A 19,867-nucleotide genomic window follows, 5' to 3' on the forward strand; every position below is an offset into this window, starting at 1 on the left:
CTTTGCAAAGGGGGCTTTCTCACTTACAGGTACATAAACAGGTCACATTTCAGCATCCCGTTATACAGCTTGCGCTTTTTGTCCGCCCGCTTGCCAAAGGTCCGCTCAAATTCGGTGTGGGAGGACAGCAGATACAGCTTCCAGCCCTCCGGGAACTTGTCCCAGGCCTTGCCAAAGGCGCGGTACAGCTCCTCCGCCTCCCTGCGCTCCATCACCCGCTCGCCGTAGGGCGGGTTGGTCACCACCCGGCCGTACAGTCCGCCCCAGTGGAACCGGGTGGCGTCGTCCACGTCAAAGCGGACGATATCCTCCACCTCGGCCAGCTGGGCGTTGTGGCGGGCCAGGGCTACCGCCTCGGAGTCAATGTCGCCGCCCCAGATCTCGTACGCGCCGTCAAACTCCCGGTCCATCGCCTCACCGGCGGCGGACATCCAGTGCTTTTTATCCAGCCAGCCCCACTTCTGGGCAGAGAAGGACCGGTTCAGGCCGGGGGCCCGGTTCTTGGCGATAAGAGCCGCCTCAATGGGGATGGTCCCCGAGCCGCAGAAGGGGTCGCACAGGGGGTCCTTCCCCCGGTAGCGGGACAGCAGTACCAACCCGGCGGCCAGCGTCTCCCGCAGGGGGGCGGCCACTCCCTGGGCCCGGTAGCCCCGCTTGTGGAGGCCGGGACCGGAGGTATCCAGCATCAGTACCGCCTCATCCCCCATAATAGAAAACTGCACCTGATACAGCGCCCCGGTCTCCGGGAGGGTATTCAGGCGGTATTTGCCGCCCAGCCGGGCGGCAATCGCTTTTTTCACAATGGACTGGCAGGCGGGCACCGAGTGGAGGGCGGAGTTGAGGCAGTGGCCCTTCACCGGGAACTGGCCCTCTCTGGGGATAAAGTCCTCCCAGGGCAGGGCGCGCACCCCCTCAAAGAGGGCGTCGAAATCCCGGGCGGGGAAGCTCCCCAGCACCAGCAGCACCCGCTCCCCGGTACGGACGTTCAAATTGAGCCGGGGCAGATCAGCGTCCGTCCCGGCGCACAGCACCCGGCCGTTTTCCGCCCGGACCTGCGGCAGCTCCAGCCGCCGCAGCTCATCAGCGCAGATTCCCTCCAGCCCGAAGAGGGTGGGGATGGCAAATTGTAATTCTGACATGGGGTTCCTCGTTTCTCTTTTGTAGGGGCGGCCTTTGGCCGCCCGTCTTTATTACGGCTGCAATCCGGTCAGCCCCGCCTCTCTCAGGTGGTCCTGGGGGGTCTTGCCGGCAAAATCGGGCTGGGTCAGGGAAATGTCCATGGCGAGCAGCTCCCCTGCCCGCTTCTCCGCCCGGCGGGCGTCGGCCTGAAAGTGCTTGTCCCCTCTGTAGTGCCGGTAGAGCAGGGCGCAGCAGGACAGCAGATTCCGGCCCATCTCGTCCCGGCTGTCCAGCCCCTTTTCCAGCCCCTTGAGGAAGGCGGTCATAGCCTTCTTGCTGGCGAAGGGCCTGGCGGTGGGGCCGGAAAAATCCTGCATCAGAAAATCATACTCCACCGTATCCAGATAGAAGGGCGGAATCTCAGGCAGGCGGTCGGGATACATCTCCCGGACGGCGGCCAGGGTCTGGGAAAAATCCCTCCAGCAGGACATCCAGGGGACGGTGCCCCCCTTCCCCTGGTGCCAGCTCAGCCAGCCATCCAGGAAGGGCCGCTTGCAGCCCTGGAGCATACTGGTTCGGGGCGTGAAGATATCACAGCCGCCCCGGACTAAAATGCTGTCCATCCGGTCATCCATGGTGGGGGTGACGTCCTGAAGCTCCACCCCGGGACAGCTCAGCAGATACTCGGCCATCTCGTAATTTTTGTCCTGCACGGCGTAGCGCAGAGCGGTATAGCCGTATCGGTCCCGCTGGTTGATGTCGCAGCCCAAGTCCACCAGCTTTTGGGCAAACTCGTTCTCAAATTGGAGCAGGTACTCCAGGGAAAAATCCCGGCACCGGAGGAAGAAGGCCCGCATCAGCTCGTTCCGGCCCTCCTGGGCGTAAAGGCCGCCCTCCTGCCTGTTCCAAAATTCCACCGCGTCCCGGACACGGCCGATGGTCAGCTCCATCAGCGCCGTCCGGCCGTACTCCTCCACCCCGTCCAGCCCGCCGCGGCTGCTGAGGAACTCCACCAGGGCGTCAAAGTCCACCTTCAGCAGAATTTCGTAGAGCTCCATACCCGAAAAATGGATCCCCTTTTTGATCGGCAGCAAACTCATGGCCGCTCCTCCCTCCTCTGTCCGCTCAGCTCCATGGGCGGGTAAAACTCCACCCGGTCCACCCGCTCCAGCCCCACCTGACGGGCCCGGAGGGCGTACTCGGCCACGTCGCCGGTGGTGTAAACGGTCAGCTTGCCGGGGGAGGTCTGGGGATTGGCCAGCCCCTCACGGTCCAGGTAAGTCTTCAGCCCCTGGGCCATCTCCTCCGCTGGATCAACGAGAGGCAGGCCGGGGTACAGCTTATGGATGCTGTCCGCCACCAGCGGGTAGTGGGTACAGCCCAAAACGCAGCAGTCCACCTTGTCCTCCAGCACCATCTGGTCCAGCTCCTGACGGAGGTTTTCCTCCACCTGGATCATCCCCTGGGGGTCCCCCAGGCTGTGCTCCACCAGCCGGGCCAGGTCGGAGCAGCCGCAGCTGAGCACCACAACCTTTCTGGGGCTCTGGGCCGATATCTTCTGCGGATAAATTCCGGAGTTGTGGGTAAAGACGGTGGAGATCACCCCCACCTTATCTGCCTCCAGCCTGGCCGCTGCGTCCGCCCCCGCCTGAACCGCGTTGAACACAGGGCAGGACACCTCGTCCTCGCATTGGCCAATCACGCAGGAGATGGTGTTGCAGGCCACCAGCAGGGCTTTCACCTCCTGGCACTCCATAAACCGGAACATATACCGGGCCATGTCCACAATGGTCTTCTGAGAGTGGTTGCCGTAGGGGATATGGGCGCCGTCGCCGAAGTAGAGCAGTTCCTCGCCCGGCAGCAGCTTTTGTACCTGACGGGCCACGCTGAACCCCCCGATTCCGGAGTCCAGAATGCCGATTGGGCTGGTTGAATGTGACATAGGGTTCCTCCAAGTTTCCAATGTAGAGGCGGGTAATACCCGCCCCTACAGTCTATGCTCCTCTCTCCCCGCTTAGGACACCCGGCTCAACCCTCCTGTGACGGTATCCAGCTGATAAGCCCCCGTGTCGGTGGTTATCCGCCACACCGGGGTGAGCGTAATGGGGCCGGACAGAGAGGCGGCGGCCACATAGCCCGGTTCAATGGCATCGATGCGGTTGCACACGTCGCCCAAGGCGCTGACGCCGTTGTAAAAATTGATCAGAGCGGTGGCCACCGAGATATTTTTCCGGGCAGCATCCTCCTGGGGACTGCCCACCAGCTGCCTTCCGGAGGTCATAGCGGTCAGGCTGTCCCCCCGGCACACCAGGGTCACCTGCTGGTTAAACAGGGGCACGCCCCTCCAGGTCTGACGGAAAATCAGCTCGTCCTCCGCCTCCTCTAGGATAATCCCCTGGAAACCCATGCGCGCCATCAGCTCCAGGCAGTCTGCCGCCCGGTCGCTCCCCAGGGGAAAGGCCCCCCTCTCCAGCTGGGCGGAAAAGGTGCTGTCGCTGTGAAACTGGACAGAGCCCTTGTCGTTGAAATAGCGGTAGACCTCGCCCCCCCGGGACTCGGCGGTTACCGGACCGCCCAGCAGGGCGGCGGCGGCCTTCTCCTCCCCGGTCAGGTCCCGCTCCACAGTCTGGGGTAGCAGCTCCATAGCCTGGGGGATGACGTCCTCATCCACCTCAACCCCCCGGTTGCGCAGGAACTGGACCGCATCCTCCCGGGCCCGGCTGAGCAGACGGCTGCCCTGAATGGCCTGGCCTCCCACCAGCACCAGAAGGGCCAGGTTGGTGACGGCCAGGATGACCAGGATGATATTTTTCATCTTGCTCCATGGCATGGCTCAGCCCTCCCCCTGGCGGTTGTCTCTGGCCGACCAGCCGGCGGTCAGGGTGTCGCCGCCGGCCTCGGTGTAGGTGAGCAGCAGCTCCTCCCCGCTCAGGCCCCGGGCCGACAGGGCGGCAGCCCCCTGTCTGGGAGGCAGGACCAGAGATGCGGCGCCGTTGTTGGTATAGCTGCGCAGATAGAGAGAAAACTGGACCACCTCGCCCCCCTCTACCACAAAGCGGGCGGCCCGCCCGCTCTCCGTCAGAACGGGGATGCCGTTGAGACTGTAGCCAAAATCGATCTCCCAGCCCTGCTGTGTGGCCTGGGTGGACATGAGGTAGAGCCGGGCCTCGCCGCACCTGGTCCCCATGGCGGACAGGGCGATCTGGCGGCAGGTCTCTACGCTGTCGAAAAGGGTCCCCGCCTCCCCCTGGCTCAAAACGGGGAACAGCCCGCCGCCCTCCCGGCCCTCATACTGATACTGGGCCACCCCTCGGTCGGACAGGCGCACGCTGTCATCCCCGCTGCGGGCCACCTGTTCGTCGGTGGAGTAGAAGCTGGTGGAGTTGAGTGAGAAGCCCAGGTCCTGGACCAGAGCCCGGAGAGTCTCCTGTCCGGCGCTCATAGGGTTGGCGGCGGTGTACACCGCCGGGGCGGGCATCTGGGAGAAGAGGAGGGTATCGGGGTCCAGTTCCCGGTAGTAGTCCGACTCAAAGGCGTAAAAGGCCCCGTTGTCCGTCAGTCCGGACAGCGCTCCGGCCAGGGAGAAGGGGTCGGCCACCTCAGAGCGGCACCGGTAGTAGTTTCCGCTTTTCTCGTCCCGGTAGTACAGGTCCACCCCGTCCTCCCAAACGGTGAGCACCAGGCGGCGGACGGTGGCCGTCAGCGGGGTATCCCCTCCGGACAGCCAGCCCGCCAGCACAGGCATAGGGATCTGGCCCTGAAAGTCCATATACACGCCCAGAGAGCTGGTAAGGGCGCTCTCCCATTGCTGGCGGCCAATCCGCTCCGGCTCGCCGGCGCTGGACAGCGCCTCCACCAGCGACCCGGCCACCTGTTGGAACAGCTCCTGACAGGCCGCCTGGTCATACTGCAAGCCGCAGCGTATCCCCTCCGTCCCCTCGGGCACGCTGAAGCTGTCCGGAAGGCCGGCCCCCACCGGAATGTTGGCCACCATGGCCATGGGCAGCGCCCCCGAGCTCCGGCTGTCTCCCTGGACCTGACCGGGGGCAGTCTGACGGCCCTCCTCCCGGAGCAGACCCCGCAGGGGGGTCACCAGCGGGGTCTGGGCGGCCAGCCACAGGGCAGATATGGTCAGCAGGATGATCAGCACATCCTTGAGCAGCTCCACTGTCCAGATTCTTCTGTTATGTCCCATCGCCCGGTCCCTCAATGTTCAGGTCCAGCCGGATCATCAGTCCGGGGCCCTCCTTGTTCAGCAGGACAATCCGTCCCCGGTGGCGCTCCACAATCTCCTTGGCAATGGACAGTCCCAGGCCGGTGCCCCCCGACTGTCGGGAGCGGGCCTTGTCCACCCGGTAGAACCGCTCAAAGATGCGGGGGCGGTCCTCCTCGGGAATGCCAATGCCGTCGTCATCCACAATCATCCACACTCTGTCCCGCTTCCGTCCGGCGTAGATATCGATATGCCCCCCGTCGGGGGTATATTTGATGGAGTTGGATACGATATTCATGATTACTTGCAGCACCCGCTCCCGGTCGGCCAGAATTTCAGGCAAATCGGGCTCCAGGTCCAGGGTGAGGGTGTGGTTGTGCTTTTGGGCCTCCATGTAGACGGCGTTGTAAATGTCCTTCACCGCCTCGCCAAAGGGGAAGCGGGACAGCTTGAGCTCGTCCCGCTCCGAGTCAAAGCGGGACAGGGTAAGCAGGTCCTGCACGATATGGGTCATCCGGTCGCTCTCGTTGAGGATGACGCCCAAAAACTTCTTCTCCATATTGGGGGGCATCTCCCCGGTGTTGTCGATAAGGGTCTCGGCATAGGAGCGGATGTTGGTCAGGGGGGTGCGCAGCTCGTGGGACACATTGGCCACAAATTCCCGGCGCATCTCCTCGTTTTTCCGCTGCTCGGTGACGTCGTGGAGGACCACCAGCACGCCGCCCCCCGCCCTTCCCCGGTCGAAGGGGGCCATCAGCAGCTGAAGGAAACAGTCGCGGACCTGAAGCTCCCCCTCCAGGTGGTCGGGGACATCCAGCACCCGCTCCAGGGGGGCGATCAGACCAAACAGCTCCCCGTAGGTGGTCTCCGACCCGATAGCCCGGCGGAGCATCCGGTTGGCGGCGGGGTTGGAGTGGATGACCAGGCCCTCTTTTGAAAAGGCCACCACGCCGTCGGTCATGTGGAGGAAAAGGGTGTCCAGTTTGTTGCGCTCGTTCTCCACCTGGCGCAGGGTGTCCTGAAGCTGGCCGGCCATGTCGTTAAAGGTGTCGGTCAGCACGCCGATCTCATCCTGGGAGGGCACCTTGATCTTTTGGGAAAAGTCCCGCTCCGCCACCCGCATGGCCCCCTCAGTCAGGCTCTGGATGGGGGTGACCATGGTTTTGGACAGCAGGAAGGACAGCAGAATGGAGATGACCAGGCCGAAGATCAATGCCTCGATAATCAGCACCAGCATCTGATCGGTCAGGTCGTTGGAGGTGGACTTGTTGTCCACAATATAGATAATATAGTCCTCGCCGCCCCGGTGGACGGGAATGGCCACATCCATATAGTCCAGGGCCAGGTTGCTCTCGTCCCCCACCTCGCCGGTGGTCAGGCCGGTGGTCAAAGCAAAGGTCAGGTTTTCGGTGTACTCCAGCTGGGCCTCCCCCCCGTCGGGGGAGACACGGACTACGCCGCTGCCGTCCAGAATGTAAAGCTTGCGGTTGCGGTTGTCCACGCCCAGCTCGCCCACATAGGCGTCCAGCACCAGGTCCAGCTGGACCGCCCCGTCCTCCTCCTCCTCTGAGGGGGTGGTCAGGTCGTGAAGGAGCAGCGGGTCGCCAAATACGTCGGCCATCTGGCTGTAAAAATCCTCCAGGTAAAAGGCGGTCACCGAGTTAATCAGAAAGGCCCCAACCACCATCATCAACGACAGGATCAGCAAAACCATAATCATAACCAGCTTCATATGCAGGCTGCGCAGCATGGCGGGACCTCCTTTCAGATTTCAGCCTCCCCTGAAAAGGGAGCCGGGGCGTTATTCGCCAAAGTAGTAGCCCATCCCCCGCTTGGTCTTGATGAACATGGGGGAGGCGGGGTCGTCCTCGATCTTTTCACGCAGGCGGCGGACGGCCACGTCCACAGCCCGGACGTCGCCCACGTAGCCCTCATAGTTCCACACGTGCTCCATCAGGGCCTCCCGGGAGAAAATCTTCCCCGGACGGGCGGCCAGAAAGCGGATCAGGTCGTATTCCCGCTGAGTCAGGTCCAGGGGAGTGCCGTCCTTAAAGATGGTGGCCCGCTCCTCGTCTACCTGCACCCGGTGGCCCAGGGGAGTCTCCGGCTGGGGCGCGGGCGCCGGAGCGGCGGGAACCATGGACACCCGGCGGATGTTGGCCTTCACCCGGGCCATCAGCTCCCGGTTTTTAAAGGGCTTGGTGATGTAGTCGTCCGCCCCCAGCTCCAGGCCCCGGACCTTGTCGTCCTCCTCCTCCCGGGCGGTGAGCATGACAATAGGGACGGCCGACCCCGCCTGGCGGAGCTTCTGGCACACATCAAAGCCGCTCATACCGGGCAGCATCAGGTCCAGAAGCACCAGATCCGGGTTCTGCTCCAGGGCCAGCTGCAAGCCGGTAGGGCCGTCCAGCGCCTCCAGGGTGTCGTATCCCTCCTTTGTCAGATTAAAGGACAGAATGTCCACAATACTCTGCTCGTCCTCTACGATCAGGACCTTTTTTGCCATTTGTTAACCTCCTTTTCTGCCCGCTTACAGGCCCAGCAACACCTTTACCTTCAATGTGGTGGACACCGTTTTGCCGTCGGTAATGGTGCCGTCCATCACCTGCCTGACCAGCTCGTCAAAGGGCATGGTGACCACGTCCAGAAATTCGTCCTCGTCCAGGTGCTGCCTCTTCCGGGTGAGCCCCCGGGCCAGATACATGTGCAGCGCCTCGTCACAAAAGCCGGGGGAGGCCAGGCTGTAGCCCAGATAGGTCCACTCCGCCGCCTCCAGACCGGTCTCCTCGCTCAGCTCCCGCTGAGCGCCCAGCAGACGGTCCTCCTCCGCGCCGTGGTCCAGCTTGCCCGCGGGCAGCTCCAGCAGCAGCTGCTGGATGGGATAGCGGTACTGCTTGACCAGATAGACGGTGTTGTCCTTGTCCAGGGCCAGCACCGCCACCCCGCCGGGATGGTAGACTACCTCCCGGGCGGCCAGCGTGCCGTTGGGCAGCCGGGCCTGATCCAGGGTCACCTTGATAATCTTCCCCTCAAAAATCGTCTCACTGCTTACCATCTTTTCGCTCAGATCCATAATCATAATCCTCCTTGCGGATTTTGTGCTCAGTTAGAGGTAGTATAACACAAGTAAGGCTTTTGGTAAAGATGCGCAATGGATTTTACACGGAAATCAATTTTTAGAACATCCAGCCGCATTTGTAGGGCGGGACGACCCGGCCCGCCGCTGGTTGACAGCTTTTTTGGGCGGCGCGCCGAGGCCGTCGCGCCCTACAGCGCCAAAATTGATTTCCTTGTGGACTTTCACTGGAAAAACCCGCCCCAACGGGCGGGTTTCAGTCCCGAAATTCAAACAGCTTGCAAACCGGCACCTCAAGTGCGTCTGCAATACGGAAAATCACATCCAGAGAAGTTCCCGTTCTGGCCAGCTCAATATTTCCCATGTGGACACGCTCGATATCCACCATCTCCGCAAGCTTTGCCTGTGTCAGCTTTTTCTTTCTGCGGTAATAGTGCACATTCATGCCTAATTGCTCATATTTTTCCATTTGCGTTGCATCCATAGAACCACCATAAACAGTATAGGACCATTCACTGTTTATTTAAACATCTTTAAATTTATCTAAAGATAATTGACAAGATACATTTTCGGTCTATAATATGACATAAGGAATGATAACATGGACCAATATATGGAGATGCTGACCCACATGCTGAAAAATCAACCCGCCAAAATCGAAGTAACCTTTCCCAATCTCAGCTTCCGTGCGGATGAAATTGTCAGCACCGCCGCCTTTCAGGCTCTGCTGCAAATTCAAAAAATACTCCAGGACAATTCCCTGAGCGACAGGGAGTGCTTCTACAAAATTGAAGCCATTGTCTATGAGCTGGAGCGGATCGGACTCTCCTGCGGCAGCCGGCATGATTTTGGATAGGAAAGGGCTCCCTCAGTGAGGGAGGCTTTTTCAACTGACGAAAAGGACCTGTGGCCACAGCCGCAGGTCCTTTTTAATCGTTGGTATGGAAGAATTTACTTCAGCTCCACCTTGGCACCGGCCTCTTCCAGCTTCTTCTTCAGTTCCTCGGCCTCGTCCTTGGACACGGCCTCCTTCAGGGTCTTGGGGGCGCCCTCAACGGCGGCCTTGGCCTCAGCCAGGCCCAGACCGGTGATCTCGCGGACGGCCTTGATGACCTTGATCTTGGCGGCGGCGTCGAAGCCGGCCAGAACCACGTCGAACTCAGTCTTCTCAGCAGCGGCCTCAGCGGCACCGCCGCCGGCGGCGGGAGCGGCCATAGCGGCGGCGGACACGCCGAACTCCTCCTCCAGAGCCTTTACCAGCTCGGACAGCTCCAGAACGGTCAGAGCCTTGACTTCCTCGATCATCGCAGTAATCTTCTCACTAGCCATGATAAATAAACCTCCTATATTGTGTAATATATAATGTGTTGTCACCCTCACTTGGAGGACGTTGTGTGCCGCTTACTCAGCGGCGGCGGGGGCCTCCTCAGCGGGAGCGTCCTGAGCGGCGGGCTCGCCGTTCTTCTCGGCAATGGCTTTCAGCACGATAGCCAGGCTGGTAATGGGAGCCAGCATCATGCCCAGGGCCTGAGCCTGGAGCACATCCTTGGAGGGCAGCTCGGCCAGGGCCATGATCTCCTCCAGGGAGAGCACCTTGCCGTCCATGAAGCCGCCCTTGATGTTGAACTTGCCCTCACCCAGCTTCTTGGCGTGCTTGTTGACCACGCGCATAGGGGCAATGGGGTCGCCGGTGCTGGTGGCCAGGGATGTGGTGCCGTTGAGCACGTCATCCAGCTCCTTCAGGCCGGCGTCGTCCAGGGCGAAGCGGACCAGGGTGTTCTTCACCACAGCGTACTGCACGTCGTTCTGACGCAGCTCAGCGCGCAGTGCGGTGTCCTCAGCCACGGTGATGCCCTTGTAGTCCACCAGCACGCCGCTGGCGGCGCCCTTCAGCTGCTCTTCCAGAGCGGCCACGATGGCCTTCTTCTCGGAAAGGACCTTTGCGTTAGGCATTTTTGGTTTCACCTCCAGAAATTCTTCCGCGAAACAAAAAACCTCCCGTCGCAAGACAGGAGGACAGCACAATCAAAGCATATTCCTTTGAAAGCACTCTCGGCAGGAATTACGCCCGTAAGGGCCCCTGCTGTCTTTGAACGCAAAGCGGATTATATCCCAGAGCGGAGAAAATGTCAAGCAATTTTTATAAAAATGTCTCAAGAGAGGAAATGGAGCCAGAAGCTCTTGTCAAAAAGAACGGATTAGTATATAATATCTCTGTAAATAAGTAACTATTGCAGGGGGGGACGTGATTGCGCTGGATGACACCAAAACGAGAATCATTCTTGCAGCAATAAAGGCGGTGCGGCAGTATGGCCTGGAGGGGGTGCGCATCCAGAATGTCAGTGAGTTGGCGGGGATTTCATCCGGGGCGATTTACCGTCACTTTGATGGCAAGGAGCAGCTGCTGGCAGAGTGTTTTACTTATGTGGACAAACAGGCGGCAGCGATTTTTGAACATTTGGAGTTCAATCCTCTGCGTATGCTCACTGACCCTGTGGGGGCGGTAAAGGGATTATGGCTGCCCTATTTTCGGTTTTGGACATCCCACCCGGATGAAACTGTTTTTTACCACCGCTTCCGGGACAGTACATTTTTTCCTCAGTACGACAAAGGCCGGGATATTACCTATTTTAAGACATTTTTCGGAATGGTTCACGCCTTCAAAAGGGTATTTCCCAGCCTGGACAGAATCAATCAGGACCTGTTATGGCTCCATGTCCTTACATCCACTGTTATGTACGCAAAATATGTGGTGGAAGGAATACTGCCCAATAACCAGGAAACCGAGGATACCGTGTTTCAGTTTCTGACCACTGGATTGAGTGGATATTTGAAACCAGATAAACCGCAAAAAAGCGGTTCATTTTGGGCTGTATGATAATAAACGTTCACTTACGTTGGAATAACCTTCTTTTTATTTGGAAAACTGTCAGCATCGAATACAAAGGAGGCTATCACTATGTTCAGTCAGGAAACAGCTTTTACATTCTACAATAAAATGGAGATTCAATTTTCGCTTCAACGCAACATAAGGAAAATTAAGTTGTTTTTAGGATAATTTGAGCAAATATAGTGAGGAGTGCAGTTATGGAAAAAATACTGATTGTTGATGATAGTCTCCTGCAAGCGACGCAGCTGAAGACAATCATAGAGGACGAATATGATGTTACCATTGCGCAGACAGCGGAAGATGGCCTGCGCAGAGCGCATGATGAAGATTTTTCCCTCATTTTGCTGGACGTAGTGATGCCGGAAATGGATGGATTTACGCTGCTGAAAAAGCTGCAGGAGGAACTCATCACCCAAAATGTCCCGGTCATTTTGATTACCAGCCTTGCGGACGCGACGAGTGAACAGCGCGGGCTTATTTTAGGGGCCGTGGATTATATTACAAAGCCATATATTCCCCTGATTGTCAAAGCGAGAGTGAACACCCACGTCAAGCTGTACCGATACCGCCGGCAAATTGAAGAACAATCTATGACCGATCAGCTGACCGGGGTTGCCAACCGCCGCAGATACGACCGTTACAGCTTGACGAAATGGCACGAAGCGGCCCGCCTGCAAGTCCCCTTTTCCATCTGTATGTTCGATATCGACCATTTCAAAGTGTATAACGACACATTTGGTCACCCGGCGGGGGATAAAGTGATCGCTTCTGTGGCAAAAACAATATCCACCTATTTGAAACGCAGTACAGACTTTGTGGCCCGTTACGGGGGAGAGGAATTTGTGGCAATCTCCATGGGCGAGCCCTCTGAAAAAATATTTGAGTATCTGCAAAAAATCCGGCAGGCGATAGAAGATTTACATATTTCCCACAACCCGGATGTGTCCGAATGGGTCACAGTCAGCATAGGGGGCGTTACCGTGATTCCGGAAACGGGGAACGACTATGACATTTACTTGAAAATCGCTGATACAATGCTGTATGACGCGAAAAAGAATGGACGCAACAGAGTTGTTTGGGCCGACGAGCAGTTAAAGCAGAAATTTGAAAAATAGGCAAAACCGGGAGTAAACGTATGAAATTTTTCAAATTATTTGGGAAGAAAACAGACGCGCCGCCTCAGGAAATAGATCATGACGAGGATGAGCTGGAGATCTATTCCGGAATGCGGGTAGAAGTGACGGCTCCGGATGGCCGTATGCTTTTCGTGGCAAAGCTGATAGGTCTGCACGGAAATCAGGCGGAATTGCATCAATATTCGGAAACCGATATTTCTCAGGAGGAACCCTTTCCTGTCAGAATCCGCGGGTACAGCGACCATAATCGAAAGGCTGTCTATATGGAGGGTGTGATTGCGCCCTTGCTGCAAAAGAAATGGTCAGTCACGGAATTGAAGGTATGCCATGTTGGAAACGACCGCGCATTTTTCCGCCTTGATACAAACCTTGACGCCACCGCCACCATGTTCAGCGGTTTGGCAATGGGGGAAAAGCAGTGCAAGCTGCTGAATATCAGCATAGGCGGAGCCTCCATCCGTTCGGAGCACCGATACTATGTCGGTGATAAATTTTTGCTGAAAGTCAGGCTGTTAGAGGACAGGCCGGAATCCGCCATGTTCAGTCAGGTCATGCGTGTCATCGAAAAGGGCGACGCCGGTTTTGAATATGGATGCCGGTTTCTGGAACTGACCGACGCCGATCAGGAACAAATCACGCAAAATATTTTTGCGGCGCAAAGGAAGAAAATGGGACGGTCATAATCATTTTCCTGACAGGAAAGAAGATATGAAATGGGTATGTTCCGTTGTTACATCTGGAGCGGTAAACGGCTCCAACAGAAATCATAACCCGGACAGAATTCAGGAGCGCTTCTTGCCGTGCTCCTTCTCCTTTTCTGACAATGGCTCTATAAGCAGCCGCTGGAATAGAGATGCCAAATCAAACCTGTTGACAGTAAGCTGATTTAAAATAAACATGCATAGCCGGCTTGATGGCGGCTATGCATGTTTGCTGTTTGTGTGGTTTTTGTGCCTGAAATGCTGTATATTCAGTTGTTCTCAGTGTACAGGTGTTCTTACCTATCAGGTTGGAAAAGAGCCATTCCACATATCCTGTCTGACTTTCTCAATGTAATACTCGCAAGGCTGATATTTTTTTGCTGTCATAACCCCCGGCTTGTCCTCATAGGATGGGACAAAGGCTGGTGAAGAACATGATACAGGTGACTGGGGCAAAGAGCTATGTCCAGGCGGTGCAGGCCCTGCCTCTGCGGCTGCGGGAGGAGGCGCTGTCCCTTTCGGAGGGGGAGCGGGCCAGGGCGGAGGAGCTGCGATTGCGGGCGGGCTGGCCCATGACGGTTCTGATTGATGGGGTAGAGCGCCCCCTGGACGGGGATCCGGTGGAGCCCGGGGAGCTGGAGCAGTTGATAGAGATTGCCAGCCGGGCGTCGATCCACACAGTGCTGGACCAGATTCGCCGGGGCTACCTCACCGTTGAGGGAGGGCACCGTGTCGGACTGTCCGGAACCGCTGTCCTCCAAGGGGGGGAAATCCACGCCCTGCGGGCCATCTCCTCGGCCAATGTGCGCATTGCCCGGCAGGTGAGGGGGGCGGCCGCACCGGTGCTGGACAGGCTGTGTTCCAAGGGAGTGCTGACTGACACCCTGATTCTGGCTCCCCCCGGCCTGGGCAAGACCACCCTGCTCCGGGACCTGATCCGGTCGGTGTCAGAGGGGGAGGGCTGTTCCCCTCTCCGGGTGGCCCTGGCTGACGAGCGGGGGGAGGTGGCCGCGCTGTACAACGGCCGGCCTCAGCTGGAGGTGGGGCGGCGCACCGACGTGGCGGAGGGCTGTCCCAAGGCCCAGGGGCTGATGCTGCTGCTGCGGGCCATGAACCCCCAGGTGCTGGCGGCGGATGAGATTACCGCCCCCCAGGATGTCCAGGCCCTGATGACAGCGGCGGGCTGCGGGGTCACCCTGCTGGCCACCGCCCACGGAGAGGGCCGAGTCAGCCTGGAGCGCCGCCCGCTGTACCGCCCGCTGCTGGAGGAGGGACTGTTCCGGTTTTTGGTCCTGATCCGCCGGGAAGGGGAGGGGCGAGTTTATACGGTTGAGGAGCTGAGGTAGATGATTCGTCTGATGGGAGCCGTCCTGGTGGCGGCGGGGGGAGCCTTTTTGGGCTTTCAGGCGGCGGCGGGCCTGCGCCGCCGGGTGCGGGCGGTGCGTCAGATGGGGGCCGGGCTGGCCCTGCTGGAGCAGGAGCTGGAGCTGAACGCCCCGCCCCTGTCCCGCCTGCTGGAGCGGGGCGCCGCCCGGAGCGAGGGTCCGGCGAAGGCGCTGTTTCAGTGCTGTGTCCAGGGTTTGGACCACCTGGAGCGGGAGGAATTTTCCAGCCTGTGGCGGCGGCTGGCAGGAGAACACCCCGAGCTGACTGTGGAGGGACAGGCCATTCTCTCCCCCCTGGGGGACACTCTGGGGCGGTATGAGGCCCCCCGACAGCTGGAGGCCCTGTCCGCCGCCCGCCGCCGCCTGGAGGAGCTGGCCGCCCGTTTGGAGGCGGACAGCCGGAGACAGGGGAGGGTCTATCAGGCCCTGGGCCTGTCCGGTGGGGCGTTTCTTGTTATTTTGCTGCTGTAATATGATACCATCACGAAAGAGGGCGTTTTCCATATGGAGGTTGATCTCATTTTCAAAATTGCGGCCATCGGCATCCTGGTGGCGGTGCTCAACCAGGTGCTCAGCCGGGCGGGACGGGACGAGCAGGCCATGATGACCACCCTGGCGGGGCTGGTGGTGGTGCTGATGATGGTGGTCCAGGAGATTGCCAGTCTGTTCAGCCTGGTAAAGGACCTGTTCGGGCTGTGATGGAGGCCATGGTGAAGCTGGCCGCCGTGGGGGTGACGGCGGTGGCGCTCAGCGCGGTGTTAAAGCGGGGCACCCCGGAGCTGGCCCTGCTGCTGGCCCTGGCTGCGGGACTGTGGATGCTGGCTCTGGCGGCCAATGGCCTTGGGGCGGTTGTGGCGCTGATGGAGGAGCTGGCCCAGCAGGCCGGGCTGTCCGAGGCCCTGCTGGAGCCGGTGTTCAAGACGGTGGCCCTGTCGATTTTGACCAAGCTGACGGTGGAGCTGTGCCGCTCGGCGGGAGAGGGCGGGGTGGCCGCCTTTGTGGAGACGGCGGGGATGGTGCTGGCCTTGCTGGCTACCCTGCCTCTGGTGCGGGCGGTGGCCCAGCTGATGGGGGAGCTGCTGGTATGAGGCATATGCTGATGTTCTGCCTTTTGGCGCTGCTGTGCGCCGCCCCGGCGGGGGCGGCGGAGCTGTCCGTCCCCGAGCTGGACCAGGTGTGGGAGACGGCGGAGGGCTATGGGGTGGACAGGGAGGCCACGCTGGACGGGGGGCTGTCCCGTCTGCTGGACCAGGCCCTGAGCCAGCTGGGGACTCTCTTCCGGGCCAGCCTGTCCACCGCGGCCAAGCTGGTGGCGGTGGTGCTGCTGTGCTCCCTGGCCGAGAGCGCCAAGGTGGGAGAGGGAGAGGGCCTGCAGGCGGTTACCATAGCCGGGGCGCTGGCGATTACGGCCCTCACCATGACGGATATGGCCGCCATGATCGGCTTGGGCCGGGACACGCTGACCAGAATGGAGGACTTTTCCAGCCTTCTGCTGCCCGTTATGGCGGTGCTTGCGGCGGCGTCAGGCTCGGTGAGCGGGGCCGCCGCCCGGCAGGGGGCTACGGTGCTCTTCTCCCAGCTGCTCATCACCGCTATGGACAGGCTGCTGGTTCCGCTGGTCTACTCCTTTGTGGCGGTGAGCTGTGCCCACGCCGCCGTAGGCAATCCGGGGCTGAAAAAGGTGGCTGGTCTGCTGAAGAGCGCCGTCACCTTTATCCTCACCGCCCTGCTGTTGGCCTTTGTGGGCTATCTCACTGCCAGCGGGGCCATTGCGGGCAGTGTGGACGCCGCCGCCGTCAAGGCCGCCAAGCTGGCCATCTCCCGGGCCATCCCGGTGGTGGGGGGGATTTTGGCGGACGCCTCTGAGTCGGTGCTGGCGGGGGCGGGGGTGCTGCGGGGGACGGTGGGCATTGTGGGACTGCTGGTAGTGCTGGCCCTGTGCCTCACCCCCTTCCTGCGGCTTGCCCTGCAATATCTGGTGTACAAGGCCGCCGCCGCCCTGTGCGCCATGGTGGCCCAGCCCAAGCTGTCCGGTCTGATTGATGCCATAGGTTCCGCCTTCGGCCTGGTGCTGGGGATGACGGGGGCCGGGGCGCTGGTGCTGCTGGTCAGCCTGGTGGCCTCCGTGTCGGCGGTGACACCATGATGGGGGCGGTGCGCAGCTGGCTGCTGGCTGTAATTGCTGTGTCACTGCTGTGCGCGGTGGCCGACGCCCTGATACCCTCCGGCGGGGTAAAACGGGTGGGGCGGCTGGTGTGCGGTCTGGTGCTGATGGGGGCCATTTTGTCCCCTGTGGCCAGCCTGGACGTGGAGGGAAGCCAGCGATGGCTGGAGAGCTGCCTGGCCTCGGTCCGGAGCCAGGAGGCGGAGCTGGAAGACAGGGTAAACGGTCAGATGAAAGTCATCATAGAACGGGAGTATGCCGCATATATTGTGGACAAGGCGGCGCAGCTGGGCCTGGAGTGTACTGTCCGGGTGGAGTGTCGGCTGTCGGAGGAGGGCCTGTATCTCCCCGACCGGACGGAGGCGGAGGGCCTGTGGACGGCCAGCGCCCAGGAGGAGATGATCCGGATCATTGCGGAGGACCTGGGGGTTCCGGCCCAGCGGCAGATTTACCTGGAGAAGGAGGAAATACCGTGAAATGGAAGTGGCCCGAGGCGGCCCAACGGTGGAAGGGGGCGCTGGGGAAGTACATATATGTGGTATTGGTCATAGCGGTGGGGATGGTGCTGCTGCTTCTGCCCTCAGGGGGACGGGACAGCCCCGGGGAGGAAACTCCGGCCCGGGAGGAGGGGGCCTCCTTCGACCTGGATGCCTTTGAGAAGAAGCTGGAGTGCACCCTGTCCCAGATTGAGGGGGCGGGGGAGGCTCAGGTTGTCCTCACCCTGGACGGGGGCAGCCGTCAGGTGCTGGCCCGGAATCAGGACCGGGACGGAGACGGCGGAGGGTCCAACACGGTGGTCACCGTGGGCAAAGGGTCGGGCCAGCAGGAGGTGGTCCCCCTCCAGACGGTAGCCCCGGAGTTTCGGGGGGCGCTGGTGGTCTGTCCTGGCGGCGGCGACGCCCGGGTGCGCCTCCAGCTCATTGAGGCGGTGGCCGCCCTGACCGGACTGGGCTCTGACCGGATCTCGGTGTGCGCCGGGGGGGCATGAGGGGATTTATGGCAATTATCAGATTTGCGGCCACATGCAGGGGCGGCCTGTGGCCGCCCGACTGTTACAGACAGCGGCCAGCGGGCCGCCGGGGGCGGCGGCCCCTGCAGCAGGGTCCGGCCCATGTGCCAGCATTTTGACATTTGCTGTAATCTGCATGGCAGACAACATCATACAAAATCAATATGAGGAGGAATTATCATGAGGACGAAGAAGACCGACTGGTCTCAGCTGTGGAAGCGGAACGCGGTGGTGGCGGCAATCGCGCTGTTTGTATGTGCGGCGGTGTATTTGAACTGGAATTACGGCAAGGAGGACGGCACTGATGTGGGCAAGACCCTGGGCCAGTCCGCCATGGTGGGCGGCGAGACCAAGGACCCGCTGGTCAATGGAAGCGGCGCGAGCAGCTCTGCCCAGGGGGCGGCGGTGGAGGACGGCACCGGAGACGCGCCGGCGGGAACGAACGCTCAAACAGGGGGCGAAACCGGCAGCAGCAGCGCCTACTTCGCTACCGCCCGGCTCAACCGCCAGCAGGCCCGGGACAGCGCCCTGTCCCTCCTCCAGGACGCCGCCGCCCGGGAGGACGCCGACGAGGCGGTGAAAAACCAGCTCAATGACAACATCCAGACCATGGCCAACTACACCGTCACCGAGGCCCAGATTGAAAATCTGGTGGTGGCCAAGGGATACGCCGACTGTGTGGCCTTTATCGGGGAGGACACCCTGTCTCTGGCCGTCTCCACGCCGGAGGGCGGGCTCACCGAGGCGGACACCGCCAAAATCCTGGATGTGGTAAAACAGACCGCCGGCTTTACAGCGGATCAGATCACCATTATCGAAGTGGAATAAAAAAAGCCCCCATTAGGGGGCTTTTTCAGCCTGTTAAAACACTTATCCGGCGTGATTCAAATGTGATACCGGGGCTGCAGGGGCGGCCGCGTTCGATCAATCGTCGCCGAAGCTGATGCCCAGCAGGCGGGCCTCGGTGATAATGTCGGACTTGGGGTCGATTGTTTTCAGCTTACCTGCGATCTCCTTCAGGGGGACGGAGGTAATCACATGGTTCTGGATGGCCACCATGTTGCCGTACTCCTCCTTGGAGATCATCAGGGCGGCGGTGGTGCCCAGGCGGGAGGAGAGCACCCGGTCGTAGGCGCAGGGGGCGCCGCCGCGCTGCATGTGGCCGGGGACGGTGACCCGGACCTCCTTGCCCGTCTTCTTCAAAATCTTGTCGGCAATGGCGTAAGACACAGAGGGGTACTTCTCCAGCAGCTTGGCCATGTGCTGCTTATACTCCTTCTTGGACATGGCCGCCTCCTTCTGGGAGATGGCGCCCTCGGCCACGGCCAGGATGGTGAAGCCGTTGCCCGAGGCGGCCCGCTGGTGGATCTTGGCGATGACGCTGTCGATATGATAGGGAATCTCGGGGATGAGGATGATGTCCGCGCCGCCGGCGATACCGGCGTTCAGGGTGAGCCAACCCGCCTTGTGGCCCATGATCTCCACCATGAACACCCGGTTGTGGGAGGCGGCGGTGGTGTGGATGCAGTCGATCACGTCGGTGGCCAGGGAGATGGCGGACTGAAAGCCGAAGGTGGTGTCGGTGCCCCACAGGTCGTTGTCAATGGTCTTGGGCAGGCCGATTACGTTCAGCCCCTCCTCGCTGAGCAGGTTGGCCGTTTTCTGGCTGCCATTGCCGCCCAGCACCACCAGGCAGTCCAGCCGCAGGCGGCGGTAGGTGTATTTCATGGCCTCCACCTTGTCCAGGCCATTTTCGTCAGGCACCCGCATCAGCTTGAAGGGCTGGCGGCTGGAGCCCAGAATGGTGCCCCCACGGGTGAGCAGGCCGGTAAAGTCAATGGGGGACAGCTTTTTGTAGTCCTCATAGATAAGGCCCTTGTAGCCGTCGATAAAGCCAATGATCTCCACCTCGTTGCCATAGATGTTGTACAGTCCCTTGGCAACGCCCCGCATGGTGGCATTGAGAGCCTGGCAGTCGCCGCCGCTGGTGAGAAGTCCGATCCGTTTCATAACCTTACTTCCTTTCAGAAAAAATATGAAAGCCGTTCCGGCTTGGTAAACGGAAATATGGCTCCCTCTGAGAGGGAGCCGTCACCGCCGAAGGCGGTGACTGAGGGAGTAAACTGACAATTTGAATCTCTTTGCCGCGTAAAAACTCCCTCCGTCACGGCTTT

General features: G+C 60.3%; 24 protein-coding genes and 1 other annotated feature. Of the genes, 12 read left to right on the plus strand and 12 right to left on the minus strand.

The genetic code is table 11. The features are described 5' to 3' along the window. Window positions 1-23: 23 nt before the first annotated feature. The 9 genes from NFS22_RS12155 to NFS22_RS12195 all read right to left on the minus strand — a co-directional run bounded on the left by NFS22_RS12155 (window position 24) and on the right by NFS22_RS12195 (window position 8,877). Window positions 24-1,139, minus strand: coding sequence for a THUMP domain-containing class I SAM-dependent RNA methyltransferase (locus NFS22_RS12155; protein ID WP_251318024.1), 1,116 nt, complete (start codon window positions 1,137-1,139; stop codon window positions 24-26). Between the two features lie 51 nt (window positions 1,140-1,190). After that, on the minus strand, window positions 1,191-2,219 hold the full coding sequence (locus NFS22_RS12160; protein ID WP_251318025.1) for an ankyrin repeat domain-containing protein: 1,029 nt from the start codon (window positions 2,217-2,219) through the stop codon (window positions 1,191-1,193). Next, window positions 2,216-3,061 (minus strand): glutamate racemase, encoded by an 846-nt coding sequence (murI, locus tag NFS22_RS12165; protein WP_251318026.1) that lies wholly within the window; start codon window positions 3,059-3,061, stop codon window positions 2,216-2,218. The genes NFS22_RS12160 and murI overlap by 4 nt, the downstream gene beginning before the upstream one ends. Window positions 3,062-3,133: 72 nt before the next feature. Next, window positions 3,134-3,949, minus strand: a complete 816-nt coding sequence (locus NFS22_RS12170; protein WP_251318027.1) for a two-component system regulatory protein YycI — start codon at window positions 3,947-3,949, stop codon at window positions 3,134-3,136. A 3-nt stretch (window positions 3,950-3,952) separates the two neighbouring features. After that, complete coding sequence (locus NFS22_RS12175; protein WP_251318028.1) at window positions 3,953-5,314, minus strand: hypothetical protein; 1,362 nt, start codon at window positions 5,312-5,314, stop codon at window positions 3,953-3,955. Further along, entirely contained in the window at window positions 5,304-7,082 is a 1,779-nt protein-coding gene (locus tag NFS22_RS12180) for an ATP-binding protein (RefSeq protein ID WP_251318029.1), read from the minus strand. The genes NFS22_RS12175 and NFS22_RS12180 overlap by 11 nt, the downstream gene beginning before the upstream one ends. 51 nt (window positions 7,083-7,133) lie before the next feature. Further along, window positions 7,134-7,838 (minus strand): response regulator transcription factor, encoded by a 705-nt coding sequence (locus NFS22_RS12185; RefSeq protein WP_251318030.1) that lies wholly within the window; start codon window positions 7,836-7,838, stop codon window positions 7,134-7,136. 24 nt (window positions 7,839-7,862) lie between these two features. Next, a complete protein-coding gene (locus tag NFS22_RS12190; RefSeq protein ID WP_251318031.1) occupies window positions 7,863-8,405 on the minus strand; it encodes an NUDIX domain-containing protein in 543 nt (180 codons plus the stop codon). Between the two features lie 259 nt (window positions 8,406-8,664). Further along, complete coding sequence (locus NFS22_RS12195; RefSeq protein WP_251318032.1) at window positions 8,665-8,877, minus strand: helix-turn-helix transcriptional regulator; 213 nt, start codon at window positions 8,875-8,877, stop codon at window positions 8,665-8,667. A gap of 132 nt (window positions 8,878-9,009) precedes the next feature. Here NFS22_RS12195 and NFS22_RS12200 point away from each other — a divergent pair, with 132 nt between their 5' ends. Then, entirely contained in the window at window positions 9,010-9,264 is a 255-nt protein-coding gene (locus tag NFS22_RS12200) for a hypothetical protein (protein ID WP_251318033.1), read from the plus strand. Window positions 9,265-9,359: 95 nt separating this feature from the next. On the opposite strand, the gene rplL is transcribed toward NFS22_RS12200, so the two are convergent. Both rplL and rplJ read right to left on the minus strand, forming a co-directional pair. Beyond that, a complete protein-coding gene (rplL, locus tag NFS22_RS12205) occupies window positions 9,360-9,737 on the minus strand; it encodes a 50S ribosomal protein L7/L12 (RefSeq protein ID WP_160570392.1) in 378 nt (125 codons plus the stop codon). 72 nt (window positions 9,738-9,809) lie between these two features. Next, window positions 9,810-10,361 carry a 50S ribosomal protein L10 gene (gene rplJ, locus NFS22_RS12210; RefSeq protein WP_251318034.1) on the minus strand — a complete coding sequence of 184 codons (552 nt, stop codon included), beginning with the start codon at window positions 10,359-10,361 and terminating at the stop codon, window positions 9,810-9,812. Window positions 10,362-10,386: 25 nt separating this feature from the next. After that, window positions 10,387-10,519 (minus strand) — a sequence feature (ribosomal protein L10 leader region). A gap of 134 nt (window positions 10,520-10,653) precedes the next feature. Between rplJ and NFS22_RS12215 the strand changes: the two genes are divergently transcribed. The 11 genes from NFS22_RS12215 (at window position 10,654) to NFS22_RS12265 (ending at window position 18,521) form a co-directional block, all read left to right on the plus strand. Beyond that, complete coding sequence (locus NFS22_RS12215) at window positions 10,654-11,286, plus strand: TetR/AcrR family transcriptional regulator (protein WP_251318035.1); 633 nt, start codon at window positions 10,654-10,656, stop codon at window positions 11,284-11,286. 209 nt (window positions 11,287-11,495) lie between these two features. After that, on the plus strand, window positions 11,496-12,413 hold the full coding sequence (locus NFS22_RS12220) for a GGDEF domain-containing protein (RefSeq protein WP_251318036.1): 918 nt from the start codon (window positions 11,496-11,498) through the stop codon (window positions 12,411-12,413). Window positions 12,414-12,433: 20 nt separating this feature from the next. After that, window positions 12,434-13,117 (plus strand): PilZ domain-containing protein, encoded by a 684-nt coding sequence (locus NFS22_RS12225; RefSeq protein ID WP_251318037.1) that lies wholly within the window; start codon window positions 12,434-12,436, stop codon window positions 13,115-13,117. Window positions 13,118-13,569: 452 nt separating this feature from the next. After that, window positions 13,570-14,481: a stage III sporulation protein AB gene (locus NFS22_RS12230; RefSeq protein WP_251318065.1), complete on the plus strand. Its 912-nt coding sequence runs from the start codon at window positions 13,570-13,572 to the stop codon at window positions 14,479-14,481. After that, the gene (locus tag NFS22_RS12235; RefSeq protein ID WP_251318038.1) at window positions 14,482-14,991 is read left to right on the plus strand and encodes a stage III sporulation protein AB; all 510 of its coding nucleotides are present in this window, start codon (window positions 14,482-14,484) and stop codon (window positions 14,989-14,991) included. A gap of 33 nt (window positions 14,992-15,024) precedes the next feature. Then, a complete protein-coding gene (spoIIIAC, locus tag NFS22_RS12240; protein WP_251318039.1) occupies window positions 15,025-15,219 on the plus strand; it encodes a stage III sporulation protein AC in 195 nt (64 codons plus the stop codon). Window positions 15,220-15,227: 8 nt separating this feature from the next. Then, the gene (locus NFS22_RS12245; RefSeq protein WP_251318040.1) at window positions 15,228-15,608 is read left to right on the plus strand and encodes a stage III sporulation AC/AD family protein; all 381 of its coding nucleotides are present in this window, start codon (window positions 15,228-15,230) and stop codon (window positions 15,606-15,608) included. Continuing rightward, a complete protein-coding gene (locus tag NFS22_RS12250) occupies window positions 15,605-16,666 on the plus strand; it encodes a stage III sporulation protein AE (protein WP_251318041.1) in 1,062 nt (353 codons plus the stop codon). Before NFS22_RS12245 ends, NFS22_RS12250 begins: the two co-directional genes overlap by 4 nt. Next, window positions 16,663-17,160 (plus strand): stage III sporulation protein AF, encoded by a 498-nt coding sequence (locus tag NFS22_RS12255; RefSeq protein WP_251318042.1) that lies wholly within the window; start codon window positions 16,663-16,665, stop codon window positions 17,158-17,160. Before NFS22_RS12250 ends, NFS22_RS12255 begins: the two co-directional genes overlap by 4 nt. Continuing rightward, on the plus strand, window positions 17,157-17,672 hold the full coding sequence (locus NFS22_RS12260; RefSeq protein WP_251318043.1) for a stage III sporulation protein AG: 516 nt from the start codon (window positions 17,157-17,159) through the stop codon (window positions 17,670-17,672). Before NFS22_RS12255 ends, NFS22_RS12260 begins: the two co-directional genes overlap by 4 nt. Window positions 17,673-17,873: 201 nt before the next feature. Then, the gene (locus NFS22_RS12265) at window positions 17,874-18,521 is read left to right on the plus strand and encodes a SpoIIIAH-like family protein (protein ID WP_251318044.1); all 648 of its coding nucleotides are present in this window, start codon (window positions 17,874-17,876) and stop codon (window positions 18,519-18,521) included. A 96-nt stretch (window positions 18,522-18,617) separates the two neighbouring features. On the opposite strand, the gene NFS22_RS12270 is transcribed toward NFS22_RS12265, so the two are convergent. After that, entirely contained in the window at window positions 18,618-19,703 is a 1,086-nt protein-coding gene (locus NFS22_RS12270) for a 6-phosphofructokinase (protein ID WP_251318045.1), read from the minus strand. Window positions 19,704-19,867 lie beyond the last annotated feature (164 nt).

Origin of the sequence: Flintibacter muris (assembly GCF_943192995.1) — a bacterium.
GTDB lineage: Bacteria > Bacillota > Clostridia > Oscillospirales > Oscillospiraceae > Lawsonibacter > Lawsonibacter muris.

Excerpts from the sequence above, each read along its gene's own strand:
- NFS22_RS12155 (WP_251318024.1), bottom strand. The coding sequence starts at position 1,139 with ATGTCAGAATTACAATTTGCCATCCCCACCCTCTTCGGGCTGGAGGGA.
- NFS22_RS12160 (WP_251318025.1), bottom strand. The coding sequence starts at position 2,219 with ATGAGTTTGCTGCCGATCAAAAAGGGGATCCATTTTTCGGGTATGGAG.
- murI (WP_251318026.1), bottom strand. The coding sequence starts at position 3,061 with ATGTCACATTCAACCAGCCCAATCGGCATTCTGGACTCCGGAATCGGG.
- NFS22_RS12170 (WP_251318027.1), bottom strand. The coding sequence starts at position 3,949 with ATGCCATGGAGCAAGATGAAAAATATCATCCTGGTCATCCTGGCCGTC.
- NFS22_RS12175 (WP_251318028.1), bottom strand. The coding sequence starts at position 5,314 with ATGGGACATAACAGAAGAATCTGGACAGTGGAGCTGCTCAAGGATGTG.
- NFS22_RS12180 (WP_251318029.1), bottom strand. The coding sequence starts at position 7,082 with ATGCTGCGCAGCCTGCATATGAAGCTGGTTATGATTATGGTTTTGCTG.
- NFS22_RS12185 (WP_251318030.1), bottom strand. The coding sequence starts at position 7,838 with ATGGCAAAAAAGGTCCTGATCGTAGAGGACGAGCAGAGTATTGTGGAC.
- NFS22_RS12190 (WP_251318031.1), bottom strand. The coding sequence starts at position 8,405 with ATGGATCTGAGCGAAAAGATGGTAAGCAGTGAGACGATTTTTGAGGGG.
- NFS22_RS12195 (WP_251318032.1), bottom strand. The coding sequence starts at position 8,877 with ATGGAAAAATATGAGCAATTAGGCATGAATGTGCACTATTACCGCAGA.
- NFS22_RS12200 (WP_251318033.1), top strand. The coding sequence starts at position 9,010 with ATGGACCAATATATGGAGATGCTGACCCACATGCTGAAAAATCAACCC.
- rplL (WP_160570392.1), bottom strand. The coding sequence starts at position 9,737 with ATGGCTAGTGAGAAGATTACTGCGATGATCGAGGAAGTCAAGGCTCTG.
- rplJ (WP_251318034.1), bottom strand. The coding sequence starts at position 10,361 with ATGCCTAACGCAAAGGTCCTTTCCGAGAAGAAGGCCATCGTGGCCGCT.
- NFS22_RS12220 (WP_251318036.1), top strand. The coding sequence starts at position 11,496 with ATGGAAAAAATACTGATTGTTGATGATAGTCTCCTGCAAGCGACGCAG.
- NFS22_RS12225 (WP_251318037.1), top strand. The coding sequence starts at position 12,434 with ATGAAATTTTTCAAATTATTTGGGAAGAAAACAGACGCGCCGCCTCAG.
- NFS22_RS12230 (WP_251318065.1), top strand. The coding sequence starts at position 13,570 with ATGATACAGGTGACTGGGGCAAAGAGCTATGTCCAGGCGGTGCAGGCC.
- NFS22_RS12235 (WP_251318038.1), top strand. The coding sequence starts at position 14,482 with ATGATTCGTCTGATGGGAGCCGTCCTGGTGGCGGCGGGGGGAGCCTTT.
- spoIIIAC (WP_251318039.1), top strand. The coding sequence starts at position 15,025 with ATGGAGGTTGATCTCATTTTCAAAATTGCGGCCATCGGCATCCTGGTG.
- NFS22_RS12245 (WP_251318040.1), top strand. The coding sequence starts at position 15,228 with ATGGTGAAGCTGGCCGCCGTGGGGGTGACGGCGGTGGCGCTCAGCGCG.
- NFS22_RS12250 (WP_251318041.1), top strand. The coding sequence starts at position 15,605 with ATGAGGCATATGCTGATGTTCTGCCTTTTGGCGCTGCTGTGCGCCGCC.
- NFS22_RS12255 (WP_251318042.1), top strand. The coding sequence starts at position 16,663 with ATGATGGGGGCGGTGCGCAGCTGGCTGCTGGCTGTAATTGCTGTGTCA.
- NFS22_RS12265 (WP_251318044.1), top strand. The coding sequence starts at position 17,874 with ATGAGGACGAAGAAGACCGACTGGTCTCAGCTGTGGAAGCGGAACGCG.
- NFS22_RS12270 (WP_251318045.1), bottom strand. The coding sequence starts at position 19,703 with ATGAAACGGATCGGACTTCTCACCAGCGGCGGCGACTGCCAGGCTCTC.